This window comes from Pirellulales bacterium, assembly GCA_033762255.1.
GTDB lineage: Bacteria > Planctomycetota > Planctomycetia > Pirellulales > JALHPA01 > JANRLT01.
Window position 1 is genome coordinate 94,482 of sequence record JANRLT010000060.1, and the last position, 13,620, is coordinate 108,101.

General features: G+C 53.7%; 14 protein-coding genes. 9 read left to right on the forward strand and 5 right to left on the reverse strand.

Translation table 11 applies throughout. The annotated features are described in order from the left end of the window. Nucleotides 1-54: 54 nt before the first annotated feature. The 5 genes from SFX18_16505 (at nucleotide 55) to fabF (ending at nucleotide 3,427) form a co-directional block, all read left to right on the forward strand. Nucleotides 55-285 carry a hypothetical protein gene (locus SFX18_16505; GenBank protein MDX1964752.1) on the forward strand — a complete coding sequence of 77 codons (231 nt, stop codon included), beginning with the start codon at nucleotides 55-57 and terminating at the stop codon, nucleotides 283-285. Nucleotides 286-410: 125 nt separating this feature from the next. Beyond that, nucleotides 411-914, forward strand: a complete 504-nt coding sequence (locus SFX18_16510; protein MDX1964753.1) for a 3-hydroxyacyl-ACP dehydratase FabZ family protein — start codon at nucleotides 411-413, stop codon at nucleotides 912-914. A 143-nt stretch (nucleotides 915-1,057) separates the two neighbouring features. Then, entirely contained in the window at nucleotides 1,058-1,441 is a 384-nt protein-coding gene (locus tag SFX18_16515) for an acyl carrier protein (protein ID MDX1964754.1), read from the forward strand. Nucleotides 1,442-1,518: 77 nt separating this feature from the next. After that, the gene (locus tag SFX18_16520) at nucleotides 1,519-2,028 is read left to right on the forward strand and encodes a 3-hydroxyacyl-ACP dehydratase FabZ family protein (protein MDX1964755.1); all 510 of its coding nucleotides are present in this window, start codon (nucleotides 1,519-1,521) and stop codon (nucleotides 2,026-2,028) included. 118 nt (nucleotides 2,029-2,146) lie between these two features. Beyond that, complete coding sequence (fabF, locus tag SFX18_16525; GenBank protein MDX1964756.1) at nucleotides 2,147-3,427, forward strand: beta-ketoacyl-ACP synthase II; 1,281 nt, start codon at nucleotides 2,147-2,149, stop codon at nucleotides 3,425-3,427. Nucleotides 3,428-3,721: 294 nt separating this feature from the next. On the opposite strand, the gene SFX18_16530 is transcribed toward fabF, so the two are convergent. Further along, entirely contained in the window at nucleotides 3,722-3,946 is a 225-nt protein-coding gene (locus tag SFX18_16530) for an addiction module protein (protein ID MDX1964757.1), read from the reverse strand. Nucleotides 3,947-4,161: 215 nt separating this feature from the next. Then, the gene (locus SFX18_16535) at nucleotides 4,162-4,524 is read right to left on the reverse strand and encodes a hypothetical protein (GenBank protein MDX1964758.1); all 363 of its coding nucleotides are present in this window, start codon (nucleotides 4,522-4,524) and stop codon (nucleotides 4,162-4,164) included. 320 nt (nucleotides 4,525-4,844) lie between these two features. Between SFX18_16535 and SFX18_16540 the strand changes: the two genes are divergently transcribed. Beyond that, the gene (locus SFX18_16540; GenBank protein MDX1964759.1) at nucleotides 4,845-5,390 is read left to right on the forward strand and encodes a hypothetical protein; all 546 of its coding nucleotides are present in this window, start codon (nucleotides 4,845-4,847) and stop codon (nucleotides 5,388-5,390) included. A 39-nt stretch (nucleotides 5,391-5,429) separates the two neighbouring features. Here SFX18_16540 and SFX18_16545 read toward each other — a convergent pair whose 3' ends face one another. From SFX18_16545 to SFX18_16555, 3 genes are all read right to left on the reverse strand, one after another. Next, on the reverse strand, nucleotides 5,430-8,354 hold the full coding sequence (locus tag SFX18_16545; protein ID MDX1964760.1) for an MMPL family transporter: 2,925 nt from the start codon (nucleotides 8,352-8,354) through the stop codon (nucleotides 5,430-5,432). A gap of 198 nt (nucleotides 8,355-8,552) precedes the next feature. Further along, complete coding sequence (locus tag SFX18_16550) at nucleotides 8,553-8,972, reverse strand: VOC family protein (protein MDX1964761.1); 420 nt, start codon at nucleotides 8,970-8,972, stop codon at nucleotides 8,553-8,555. 140 nt (nucleotides 8,973-9,112) lie between these two features. Beyond that, on the reverse strand, nucleotides 9,113-9,811 hold the full coding sequence (locus tag SFX18_16555; protein MDX1964762.1) for an SRPBCC family protein: 699 nt from the start codon (nucleotides 9,809-9,811) through the stop codon (nucleotides 9,113-9,115). 385 nt (nucleotides 9,812-10,196) lie between these two features. Here SFX18_16555 and SFX18_16560 point away from each other — a divergent pair, with 385 nt between their 5' ends. The 3 genes from SFX18_16560 (at nucleotide 10,197) to panC (ending at nucleotide 13,619) form a co-directional block, all read left to right on the forward strand. Further along, the gene (locus SFX18_16560) at nucleotides 10,197-11,021 is read left to right on the forward strand and encodes a carbon-nitrogen hydrolase family protein (protein MDX1964763.1); all 825 of its coding nucleotides are present in this window, start codon (nucleotides 10,197-10,199) and stop codon (nucleotides 11,019-11,021) included. Between the two features lie 599 nt (nucleotides 11,022-11,620). Further along, complete coding sequence (gene folK, locus SFX18_16565; protein MDX1964764.1) at nucleotides 11,621-12,658, forward strand: 2-amino-4-hydroxy-6-hydroxymethyldihydropteridine diphosphokinase; 1,038 nt, start codon at nucleotides 11,621-11,623, stop codon at nucleotides 12,656-12,658. 88 nt (nucleotides 12,659-12,746) lie between these two features. After that, a complete protein-coding gene (panC, locus tag SFX18_16570; GenBank protein MDX1964765.1) occupies nucleotides 12,747-13,619 on the forward strand; it encodes a pantoate--beta-alanine ligase in 873 nt (290 codons plus the stop codon). The last annotated feature ends 1 nt before the right edge of the window (nucleotide 13,620 follow it).

A 13,620-nucleotide genomic window follows, 5' to 3' on the forward strand; every position in this document is an offset into this window, starting at 1 on the left:
CAGGGGGTGATTTGATTCTGTGGTGTTTCAAGTGGAGAGGTACTGCAGTTTCTCATGAAAATGGGAAAGCATAAATCATGCCAAACAAAATATGTGCTGTTTCGGTTGGTTGTAAGTCTATTGATTGTAATGTTTTATGGAAAATGTGCTGCGAATTTCCAGACGGCGTTGACTGCCAAGATGGCAGTGGTGGCGAAATTTTTTTCTGAGGCATTCGTAACGGCGAGCCAGCTTGTAAATTTAGCTGTTTTCGGTGGTTGTGGAGGATTGTCTAAGAATTTATAATTTCTAGTCACTTTATTTATGAAAAAAACCGCTCCCGTCTGTTATTGAACTGGGTTTTTTCATGAAAACCGGCGATACAAAATAGTCGGGCAACTGGAAAAATTGCTGTATTTTCTGGGATTTCCATGCGTTTTACGCTCATTGATCAAATCGTCAGCCTGGAACCCGGCCAGCGCATCACGGCGATAAAGAATCTTAGCTTGGCTGAGGAATATTTGGCGGACCACTTTCCGCAGTTTCCGGTAATGCCCGGCGTCTTTATGCTAGAGTCCCTCACGCAAAGCGCGGCTTGGTTGATTCGTGCCAGCGAGAATTTTGCCCATGCGATTGTAACCTTGTCCGAAGCCCGCAACGTCAAATACGCGGATTTTGTCAGCCCGGGGCAAACCCTGGTGGTCACAGCCGAAATTCTTTCCCAAGATGATCGCCAGACCAAGGTGAAAGCCCAGGGGACAGTGAATGGGACGATCAACGTAAGCGCGCGGCTAGTCCTAGAACGATATAATCAAGCCGACGATCAGCCCTCCCTGGCGGGTAATGATCGGCAGGTAATTCGGATGATGCGGGAATTGTACGAGGTTTTGTATCGTCCGGGCCATGCCTGGCAGGAAAGCAACTCCCCCGTTTAGCGAGTTTTACCACGATTTACCGCTAATTCCGTCCTCCCAAAAGGACTAAGCCAGAGACATCTGGTTGAAATTCGCGGATATTGTTACATTAACAGCCATCGAATTGGAAAATTTTGCATGTTTTTTCTGGGAGCATGTTGACGATGCCGTCCGAAGCCGAAGTCTTTGAAAAAGTCAAAACCTGTCTGGTCGATGCCCTTAGCGTGGATGACGACGAAGTCACCCCCACGGCATCCATCATGGGGGATTTGGGCGCGGAATCGATCGACTGGCTGGACATCGTGTTTAAGCTGGAAAAAGCGTTCGGGATCAAGATTTCGCAAAGCGAATTGTCACCCGAGGACATCTTGACCAGCGCGGAATACGTCCAAGACGGCAAAGTGAACGCCGCGGGATTGGCAAAGTTAAAAGAGCGGATGCCTTTCTTGGACCTGGACAAATTTGTGGCTAATCCCGCCGTGAATCAGTTTTCACAATTGTTGACCGTTCAGGACATGGTGCGGTTTGTGATGTCCAAGGTAGGCTAAGAACAATCTGGTGGTTTTTAGGCTCGGGCCCAACTTCCAGCGTGGTCTAGCGGTTACTTTATTTGGTGATAGGGCCCATGCGCTGGTTTTGGTTTGATCGTTATTTAGAATTTCAAAGCGGCTCCCATGCGGTGGCCGTCAAAAATATCTCATTGGCCGAAGAGCATTTGCACGACCATTTTCCCGGCGCTCCGGTTATGCCCAACTCTTTAATTATTGAGGGGCTGGCCCAGACCGGGGGGTTGCTGGTGGCGGAGGCCAAACGGTTTGAACGGCATGTGGTATTGGCCAAATTGTCCAAGGCCATTTTTTATCATGCGGCAAAACCGGGAGATACGCTGACCTACCGGGCGAATATATTGGAAATTCGCGAAGATGGGGCGATGGTCTCGGCCACGAGCCATATCGGGGATCGTCTGCAGGCGGAAGCCGAGATTTTCTTTGCCTATTTATCCGGAAAATTGGCGGAACGCGTCCTCTTTCAGCCGGGAATGTTGCTGGCGTGGCTGCAACTGCTCCGAGTTTTTGAAGTGGGGCGCGCCGAGGACGGCAGTCCGTTGCAAATTCCGGCAAATTTATGCCCATAGGCCAAAAAGGGACGCTTCGCTCTTGCCAAAGCTCAATCCATGCTAGGCCAGGAACGAAGTTCCCAATAAAATAGTACAAAGTCACTGATCACTTGCGGCACAACCGGGAGCCTTATCTATGCGTCGACGCGTTGTTGTTACCGGAATGGGCATGGTCAATCCCATGGGGACCGAGGTTTCCACCGTTTGGGAGCGCCTTTTACGGGGTGAATCCGGCGTTGCCCGCACCACCATCTTTGATGCCACCAACTTTCCCACTCAAATCGCCGCCGAAGTCAAAAACTGGTGTGTGAGCGACGTGGGAGAGGACCCCGCTGACTGGAAATACGCCGGTCGGCACACCCGCTTTGCCGTGGGGGCGGCCAGCAAGGCTGTTCGCGATGCGGGCTTAAACGAAGCCAATCATCAGCCTGAACGCTTTGGCGTCTATTTGGGAAGCGGCGAGGGACAGCAAGATTTTCAGTTATTCACCAAGATGATGGCCGATGCGCTCGTGGGGGAAAAGCTCGATCTGGTAAAGTTTTCGCAGGCGGGGTTGGCCACATTACATCCCCTGGCGGAACTAGAGCAAGAACCCAACATGCCCGCGGGACATTTAGCCAGTCTGTTTAACGCCCAGGGACCAAATTCCAACTGTCTGACCGCCTGCGCCGCCAGTAGCCAGGCCGTGGGCGAAGCGGTGGAAATGATCCGCCGGGGGGATGCCGACGTGATGATCTCCGGCGGGACCCATAGTATGATCCACCCGTTTGGCGTGACGGGGTTTAACCTACTTACCACGCTAAGCCAGCGCAATGACGAGCCCGAAAAGGCCTCGCGCCCGTTCGACCGCGACCGGGACGGTTTTGTCCTGGGCGAAGGGGCGGCGATGGTAATTTTAGAGGAGTACGAGCATGCCCGTCGCCGCGGGGCCAATATTTACGCCGAAGTGGTCGGTTATGGCACGACGGCGGATGCCTACCGGATCACCGACACGCACCCCGAGGGGCGTGGGGCAATCGCTTGCATGAAAATGGCGCTGGCGGACGCCCAGCTTAATCCCTCGCAAATTGATTACATAAACGCGCACGGCACCAGCACCAGCGTGAATGACAAGGTTGAAACGCTGGCGATCAAACAGGTATTTGGAGAGGATGCGCGAAAGATCCCAATCTCGAGCACCAAGAGCATGATGGGGCATTTGATCGCGGCGGCGGGCGCGACCGAGCTTATCATTAGCATATTGGCCATGCGGGAGGGAAAACTGCCCCCCACGATTAACTACACGACTCCCGACCCGGACTGCGACCTGGATTATATCCCTAACGAAACCCGCGAGCGCGCCGTGCGGTACGCCCTGAGCAACAGCTTTGGCTTTGGCGGCCAAAATATTTGCCTGATCGTGGGGGGCGTGGCGTGAGGGGGGACTAAATTCTCGACTTCCAAACGCACCCATCGCGTGAACCATGAATGATGGCGAATACTTCGACGCGATCATTAAGGGTCACATAGTAGACAACATGGGGGAATTTTTTATGCGAGCAGCTCGGACATCTTGCCAGACGCAGCCATACATTTCCGGAAATTATTCTATGCTTTTCAGCAATTATGTTGTTTGTAAATTTTATGCCCAGATTGGCTTGTTTGGTTTGGTAGTAACCCACGATTTCACGCAAGTCCTCCTCGGCTCGCGTGCTTAATCTGACAGGTAAACTCATCCCTTCCCCCGCAACTGATCAAGTACCTCGCGCCAGGGACGTCCTGATTGGGGATTGGCATCAAGTTCGGCGCGACGTTTGGCTATTTCCGCAAGATGCCAATCGGGAATTTCGCCGGGGAGAATCGCTTCTGGCAAACTTTCCCACAGCCGCTCGATCAACTCTAGGCGCTCGGCCACAGACAAACGCTCGATATCAGCTGCTTCCAGCTTAATAGCCATCTTTCACTGCGGAATATGAATTAAGAGCGAATTTCAAAGTTTACACGCCGCTAGCCATATTATTGCTTAAATCCTGATTGAAATCCATGATTACATAAAAAACAAAACACGAACGGTCCGTCCGTGATGGCCGTGGACCGTTCGCATTTGTTTATTATCTGGCTAAATGCCAAAATTCTTTTCAGGCGGAAGCATTTTGACATGTAAATCCCGGCTTACGGACCGATCCCGCCGGGATTCTTTGCCAAAAAGTCGCGCGGACCGCGAGTTGTGTAATAGGGGTACGCCACCGTGCCGTTACCCGCATAAGGGCCGGTCGGTTCGCCACCCATGGTCGTGCTGGCGTGGGCGGCTCCACAATGATTACAGATGCCCTTTAGCAGGCCATGACCACACCGGGGGCAGCTTTGTCCACAGCTATCGCAACCTCCACCGGCGGCATAACCGCAGCTATCTCCTTTGCAACCGTGTCCCACTCCGCAGCCCCAGGCATGGCTGCCCAGGCGGTCAACTGCACAGCATCCGCCGGATGCGGCCAGCAACACCGCCGCGGCCAGTAATAGACAAGCTTGTTTCATGGCGATTCCTTTCGCGCGGGAAAATGAACAGAGGGTTTTGCCTGGTCTGGGTCGAGGCAAAACTCTCCCTAAATGAGCGTTTTTGGGGGCTACCTACTGCTAGCGTTGACCATGGCACCGGTGGTTCACCGACCCGGTACAACCTCTACTAGCCTTATCGTCCGCAAGAGACGTAAAATCCAACAGATCGGCATAAACGGCGCATCCGGCAAGCTGGGCAAACTGGGTGGTCGCTTGGAGAGTGCCTAAGTTTCTTTCCGCGGAGGAGTAATTCTGTTTTTTGCTTGCTTCTAAACCATGAAGCAGCCAGGATTTACATTATGGAGCCACGTTTAAATTCCGAGCAAGCATTTCGTGCCCCGCCAGGGTCGGCGGAAGAGTCTGGCGGTTTGCCTTTGCCATCGACCAACGGAATTAATCCGGACGCCCTGGCCCAGGCTTGGGAAAAGCAACCCTCGGCGCGTAACAATAATGCATCCACCCAGCCGCCACATTTAGTCCCTGTCGATCACCCCGTAAATCCATCGGCTACGAATGGGGACGTTCTACCCCAGCCTGGCAAGCGTGCGTGGCAGTTTAGCATGGGGACGATCCATGTGTTGTTATTTGTCGCGGCGATGACTTTTGCCGCGTGGGCGGGCTTGATGCAAAATCCAGCAGCCAACGAGGGGTTTCCCTTTTGGATTTTACTGCCGGTGATTTTGCCCTTGGGACTGTTTATGTTATTGGGGGTGGCCCAAAAAGGCGCGGCCTTGTACCGCCACTGGCGGACCGAGCAAACATGGTATGCGGAACAGCAGGCACAAAATCCTTGGTCCCAGGGAAAAATTTCATCCACCGAGAATCAGCCAACCAGTCCAGAGTGAAGCCACTCTTTGACAGGTTGCTTATGCTTCTCGAGATATTTAGGCTGCGCGCTGCTGGTTAACAGAGTCGGGTGCGATATTTTCCAGCGGTAATTCTCCGGAAACTTGCTTAAATTCTTCTTGCGTGGCCTGCGCAATAGAGGGGGAACTGGTTGTCTCGTGTGGCGGGATAACCGGTTTGGCTTCTTGGTTTTGCAGCCAAGAGACGCGCAATTCCGCGGGGGCGACTGGGGGTTGTTGGACAATGCGCCCGAGCGCGAGAAGTTCCAACGGTAGAGAATTGGCCTCAGGCATCGGGTCTAGGTGAGAGGAATTTGTAATTAGGGGATTGTGAATTTCACGTTCCATCGTTGGAGCGGCATTTTTGTGGCGTGTCGTTGAGAGCCACCGCAGCAAAATAGGTAGTAAAACCATGGAAGTCAGCGTGCAAAAGGTAATGCCCAGGGTCAGCACCCGCCCCAGACTGTGTAAACCCTGGTGACTGGCCAGCATCAGGCTGCCAAACCCGATGATCGTGGTCAGGGCATCGACCATGATGGCCAGCGCTGTGGCGGGGGTCATGTGATAGCGGCCCGGTTGTTCCAGATAATTATGGACAATATGCACCCCGTAATCGATGCCGATGCCCATGATGAGCGGCAGGGCGATCATATTTGCGGGATTGAGGGGTTGATTGATCCAGGCCAGCATTCCAAAAGTTTGCAGCATCCCCAAAATTAACGGCAGCGCGGCCAGACAGCAGTGCCAGACATTTTGAAAATCGAGCCACAGGACAACGGCGATAACCACCAGGGCATAAATCGCGGCCTGTTCAAAACTTCGTTTCATATCGCGCGAGGCTTCATACGCTTGCAACGGATTACCTGTCGCACGGGGGTCGATTTTGCGTACATCGGCCACAAACTTTTGTAAAGCCGCCATATTCCAAATATTTCCCCGGCCGTAAATTTTTAGTAGGTATTGTCCATTTTGTCCGACAAACCGGTCCACTAGACTGTCCGGTAAATCGCTGAGCCGCGGGGGAGCGGGATTGGCCACGGATTTTAATAAGTGCAACCGGCTCAGCAATTCGCCTGCGGAGTTTTGTTGAAAGGCAGACAGCCGCGCATAGCATTCCGCCGGGGGAAGCCGCCGCAACAGGTCCCGTAACTGGGCGCATTGTTGGGCTAGTCCGGCGGAGTCCGGCTGGCGTTCCCACTGGGCTTGTAACGTGGCCAGTTGCGCTCCCAGGCGTTCCAATAAGTCCACCGCGATCAGCGGCGGACGCTCCGGCAGATTTGCCAAGGACTGCGAAACGGATTCGATCTGTTGGGTGTAACCGGGGTCTCTTTGGGGTAATAATGAGACGATTTCTTGCGTTCGTTCCACCGACGCCAGTTTGACGAATTCCGCTTTGCGTCGCAGCAATTCTTCGCGGGTGGGGGCGATGGATATCGCGTACCATACGCTTTGTTCGCTTTGTTGCAGTAATTTTTGCTCCCAGGCGACGCTTTCCAGTCCCTGCGGTTGAAGATTAAGCAGATTGTAATCGTACCACAATCGGGGCAGGCCCCACGCCAGCGCGGCTGTTGCCAATAGACCCGCGAACATGGTCATTCGGGGCAAATTCCACAAGGGAAAAAAGAGCCGGTGGACCGGCAGCGCCACGGGAAGGGATGCTCCCCAGCGGCTCCGATCAACCAGATATAAGCAAACGGGCAAGATATAAAGCTGGGCGATCGCGCATAAAATCAACCCCCCTCCCGCGATGATTCCCAACTCCGCCACTCCGGTAAAGCTGGTACACGCCGCCGAGAAAAACGCGATGGCCGTGGTAACCGCTCCCGTGAATATTCCGGGCCCCACCGCGGTCGAGGTGTTTAGTATCGCCTGGGTCGGGTCCTCCCCCTGGGCGCGATATTGCAAATAGCGCGCGACATAATAGGTGCCGTAGTCTATTCCCACGCCAATTAACGTGGCGGTAAACGTGACACTCAGGATATTTAAATGTCCCACGGCCAACGTGGCAAATCCAAACGACCACGCCATGCCCAATAGTAATACCAGATTGGCTAAGAGGGCATGCCGCACCCCGCCAAAACCGGCGATAATGATAACTAACACGCCAGCCAAGGAGATCACACTGCCCCAAAGCATGGAATCCTGGCTGGCCCGCATTTCGTCATTTTCCATGACCGGCAGGCCCGTTAACCCCAAACCCACTCCGGGAAATTTCAGCCGGATCCGCGCCAACAATCCGCGTAATTCGTCGGTCGCTTCGCTGTACGGGGCGAGCTTGTTATTTCCCGGATCTAGCCGCAACAGCACAAAACCCAGCCGTCCATTGGGGCTGAGCAGATATTCGGCATGGGTCTGGCTAAGCGTGGTGACGGCGGCGGGCAGATCCGGCCAAGGGGAAGGATATTCCGCGGACGATCCCTCAAACACCCGTATCAGGCAATTTAAGTAATGCCGCAAATTAGCCTGTGCGGCGATGGCGGGGGGCGCGTCTCCGCCAGCCAGGGTTTGGCACCGCCACACCAGTCCCCCCAAAGTCTTACTGACTTGCAAGCGGGTCCATTCCCCCTGGACAATAGCGGTGGATTCCGGCAAGGACTGTTGTAGCTGGGTAAGTTCCTCGGGTTCGAGATAATACAGCCCCTTGGAGCGAATTTTGGATAGATCGACCTCATGCAAGACCGAGCGAAACAAGCGATGGTCGCGGTTGAGTTCCTCCGACACCTCGCGCAGCACGGGAATTAATTCTTCGCGGCTATGCCCCTCGACGACAATGACGGCATCGTCTTGTTCGCCAAATTCATGGACAAACTCGGTCCATAATCGTTGGTAATCACTATGGGGGTCAATCAAGTCCGTGCGGCCGGATTTGTATCCCAAAGCCAGAACGGTATAAATGGTGGCCAATAATCCCAAACCGACCGCCACGCCCAGCGTGGTCCAGGAATACCGCAAAAGTACCGGCATGGGGCGCGTGAGGGCCCAAACGATCCAATTAAGTCGGGGGTGGGACTGGTCCGCTGCCGTCATTGCGCCTCCATGCGCAGTCGGTAAATAACCAAACGAAAGCTGTCATTGCTAGCACGCCCGCGCGGCGGTCTAGCCAAGCGGCTGTATTGTAAACGCTAGCGGCATGGCTTTCCAAGAGAGCTTTTATGGCGTGGTCTAGGCGGCGGGCGGATCGGTAAGAATCATCCAGGAAACGCCAAATTTATCGGCGACCATTCCAAATCCCGGCGAAAAAAAGGTTGATCCAAAGGGCATTTGCACTTGGCCCCCCGGTTCGAGGGCCTGAAATGCCCGCTGGGCATCCGCCACGGTAGGGAAATTGAGTGATAGCGAAATTCCCTGAAATCGCGGCTGGCCCGAATTCATCCCATCCGACGCCATCACCGTGCTATCGCCGATTTTTACTACGCAATGCATGATTTTATCCTCGGCGTCAGGGGGGATTGAGCCGGGAGGAGCGTCCGGGTTTTCCCTGAATCGCATCAGCATGGTCACGGTGGCGCCCAGCGCTTGTTCATAAAAGCGCAGCGCTTCCTCGCAATGTCCATCAAAAAACAGATACGGTTCGATTTTCATGGGTTGAAATCATGTTTTGTTGGTGTTAGATGGAAAACGAAGGGGCGCACGATAACTAACTTCCCCGCGAAAATCCGCCAAATATTGTGCTAGCGGGAATTCGGTGCGTCATCATTCTGTTTCTTACTGTTATAGCGATACTACGGTTCCACCGACTTCTGCTTTTCTTGAATCGGGGGAGGGGGTGATACGGTGGAAACAGGTGGGGTGCTGGGAATCGTCGCCGCAGCATCCCCCGTGGCGGGCGGATTTGCGGGCGGGGGCGCGTCATCTCCCTTGCCGCTGGGAGTATCCATCCCAATTCCTGCCTCGGCCTCGCAAATCGTTTTTAACTGGGCCAAACCTTTTTCAAAATCCTTCCCCACCATTTCGTCCATGTTGATAAACAGGCTGACCGCTTTTCCCAGGAAGTCATTTTTGCCACTCATTTTCCAGGTGACGATGGTGCCGGTCCCGTCGGGGACAAAATCAAACTCCACGTCATTTGTACCCGCAAACGGGCGCACAAATTCCAACCGCATGTCGATTTCCTGTCCAGGCAGGCTATTGGTGATGGTCATTTTTCCTTCGCCGACATCGCTGTTGCCATTCCAGCTATATTCCGCCCCTTTGCCGGCCGCGGGGCCGGCATAGGTGGTTTTCATTTGGGGATCTTTTTTGGCCCAGGGGGACCAATCTTCCCATTCGCGCAGGTTGTTCACCTGGGCAAAGACGACTTGCGACGGCGCGGCGATTTTGGCCGTGCGAACCACTTGAAAGTTCGTCGGCTGTAATCCCACGGTTAAAAAAAACACGCCGATGATCAACATCACGCCCAATAACGCGCGCTTCCACCACATAAAACGCTCCCTAAAGATAAATGTCGGCACATGAAACTTTTCGCTTGTGCGCGGAATTGGCCGCTCGCGCACTGTCAACGCCTCGATTCGGATGAGCTATAGTGCACTAGCCCACGGTCACAGCGGCAAAAAATTGCGGGCAAATGCTTCGCAGGCGTTGGCCCCAATTTGAATCGATCACATTGATACTGCGTTAGTTTAACTTTTTGGTGGTTTAGAAGCTAGCGAAAAATAGTGGACGTTATCCCCTTGTCCTAATGGCATATTTTGCTTGCCGCAGCCGCGGCGTGTCCCCTACAATGGGGCCTTGCAAGAATGACGACACTCTTTTCGCACGGCCAGCTATCCCTAGCCGTCTGTGTTGCCGTTTTAACCTGTGGATTTCATGGAACAACGACGTAATTTCTCTGCCGCGGTGATTCAATTGCAATCCACGCCAGAAACCCCCGCCAATATCGCCCGCGCGGAAAAATGGGTCGCCCTGGCCGCGGCGGAAAACGCGCGGTTGGTGGTCCTGCCCGAGCTATTTGCCTGTTATGGTGACCTTGAACTAACCGTCAACCAGGCGGAACCGCTCGACGGACCGTTGGTAACGCAGATGCGACACTGGGCGGAAAAAGCTGGGATTTGGCTGGTTGCGGGTAGTATTGCCGAACGCGCTGGGGAATCCGTTTTTAACACAACCGTCACCCTGGACCCCAAGGGAAACGTGGTCGGCACGTACCGTAAACGGCACATGTTCAATATTGACCTGGCGCAGCGGGTTAGTAGTTGCGAATCGAAATTTTTTGCGGCCGGAGACGCTTTGTCCCAACTTCCGACGCCCCTGGGTCAGTTGGGTGTTTCGATTTGCTACGATTTGCGTTTTCCCGAACAATTCCGTGAATTAGCCAGCTTGGGGCTGGAAATTTTGGCGATTCCCGCCGCATTTACCCAGACGACGGGGCGCGATCATTGGGAGTTGCTCGTGCGCGCCCGCGCGCTTGAAAATCAATGCTATGTCTTAGCCGCGAATCAGGTGGGAGAACATTCGCCGCTGATGAGCAGTTATGGGCATTCCTGTATTGTTGATCCCTGGGGGACTGTCTTGGCTATGTTGCGGGAACCGGTCGAAGGGTTCGTGCTAGCGGAAATTGATTGGGAATTTTTATCCACGGTGCGCCGACAATTACCGGCGTTACAACATCGCCGCGGCATATCAACCACATAAAAATTCGCGCGTTGCATATCGCTAAATTGGAAAATCTCAAGTCCCTGATTGTGGGAAAATTACAAAAAAGAATTCCTGGTTCCCATTGCTTGACAAAAAACAAATGCTTTTGAAAATGAGCAAAGCCATCCGAGTTTTTGCTAACTCGAGCACATCTCAAAAAGCAGAGTATGCACTGGAGTAAATTTTGCAAAAACTTTAATAATGTTATGGTGTTGCATGGTTAGTAAGGATTTACCCCAGGACGCACTGGTGAAAGGCATGTACCGGGTTAGAGAAAACAGCGCGCCACAACGTGCTGATTGTTACACACACGATTGATACAAAAAAATTGGGGGGCGACGACCCAGGGATTGAACTGTCGACGGCCACCAAAGTGACACGCTTGACCGGGGATACGGATGTCCCTCCCACTTTTTTTGTTGCGCGGCCTGATTGTAACAAGCGAATGACTTGTCAAATGCTGGGCATTCGGCAAAAATGACGCAAGTTAACGAACAAGCTTCCCAATAGCGGGTTGCCCGCTATTTTCCTGTTGATTCTTGCGGTCGCCCCACAGGTTTTTTTTTAAGTTGCGTTTTTTTTAATCACAAAAATTTATGCCCCGGGCGCTCATCGGTTTAGGTGCCAGTTTGGGGGACCGCGCGGCCACCTTAGCCAGCGCGCTGGATGGGTTGCGGGCCTACTCGACCAATACACCACTTTGCTCTAGCCGCTTTTTCGAGACAGCCCCCTTGGGGGGGGATGGCTGGCAACCCTCGTATCTCAATGCCGCGGCGGTGATTGATACCAGCCTGCCAGCCATGGATTTGCTGCGGCAGCTACAGCTGATTGAGCACCAACATGGTCGGGTGCGAACCGCCGGAAAAGTCTGGGAACCGCGTACGCTGGACCTGGATTTGCTGCTATTCGATCAAGAAATTCTGTTGACACCCACCTTTACCGTACCACACCGGTGGTTGGCCTTTCGCGATTTTGCGCTGGAGCCGGCGGTGGAAATAGCGGCTGACTGGCGGCATCCCATTTTTGGATTGACTCTATGGGAACTGCGCAATCGTCTGCGGGATGCCGCGGGGTGGTTGCTGATTACCGGCGATGATGATGAGCAGCTATTTTATCTGGCAATTTCCCTGGCCTTTCACGATGTCGACCAATCCGGCAAGGAGGTAATTGTGAATTTGCCCTTCGAATGCGAGGAGCTTATCCATACAGATCTTGTGGAAATCAATGCGGCTAGAAGTGTAGTAAAGGATTACCAGCTAAAAATAAAAGCGGGGGTGCCCACGCGGCGAATCACCGCCTGTTTACCAAATTCATCTCAGTTGACGAAATATGATTGGTTTCAGTTGATTGTCACCCCCCTGGGTGCGCATTTAATTTTTCCCATCATGCGTGCAGAACTCCCCTTCCCCACGGCGCGGCTCTGTTTATACAAAGATGCAGAAGCGATGGATGCCGCCTATTTGCAAGCATCATGCCGAAGCCGGGATTTGCCAGCGGAGCTGGCAACCTGGGATGAGAAGTCCGGAGACGGGTGCGTTATTCCGACATTGTGGATTGCCGCTGAGGACCAGGACCAGATCATTCGAGAAGCCGCCACCCTGTGGGAGGCGATCTGCGGCTCTGCAGTGACTTAAAGCAGTTTTTTTTTCTGCGACACATTTCGATATTGGTTATACTACTAAAGCAGGCAAATTATGGATTCTTCGTATTCTTTGGCATGACATGAGTTCTCCCCGCTTGATTACCTCGGTCGCGGAACTGCGCGAAATTAGCCGCGCGGCCAAGTTCGCTGGCCAAACGGTCGGGCTAATTCCCACCATGGGGGCCTTACACGCCGGACATGTCAGCTTGGTGGCAGCGGCGGCCCAAAGTTGTCAATGCGTGATTGTCAGCATCTTTGTAAATCCGACGCAGTTCGCTCCGCATGAAGATTTGCAAAAGTACCCCCGCGATTTAGCGGCAGATTTGCAACTGCTGGCGCCGCATCACGTGGCAGCTGTCTTTGCCCCGACCGTGGAACAAATGTATCCCGCTAATTTTCAAACCGCTGTCACGGTGCAGGAACTAAGCCAACCCTGGGAAGGGGTGGTTCGACCCACGCATTTTAGTGGCGTGGCGACGGTGGTATTAAAATTATTTTTGGCGGCGGAGCCGGATTATGCCTACTTTGGACAAAAAGATTACCAGCAACTGGCGGTAATCCGGCAAATGACCGCCGATCTGGCGTTACCGGTGCAGATTGTGGGCTGCCCCATTATTCGGGATGCCGATGGCTTGGCGCTGAGCTCACGAAACCAGTATCTGACCGCGGAGCAACGCGAACAGGGGTTGGCCCTCTCCCGTGCCTTGGGCGTGGCGGCGGAAATGGTCCAACGTGGCGAGCGGGATGGCGCGGAATTATCATCAGCCCTGCATGATATTTTGGCCAGTGCGGATTTGACCGTGGATTACGCGGTGATTGTCGATGCCACGACGCTAGCGCCCCTAGCGCGTTTGGATCGTCCCGCGGTGGCTCTGGTCGCCGCCCGGGTGGGATCCACCCGCCTGATTGATAATCGCTTGCTTGATCCTATGCCCGCGCCGCGGGTCGTTTAGC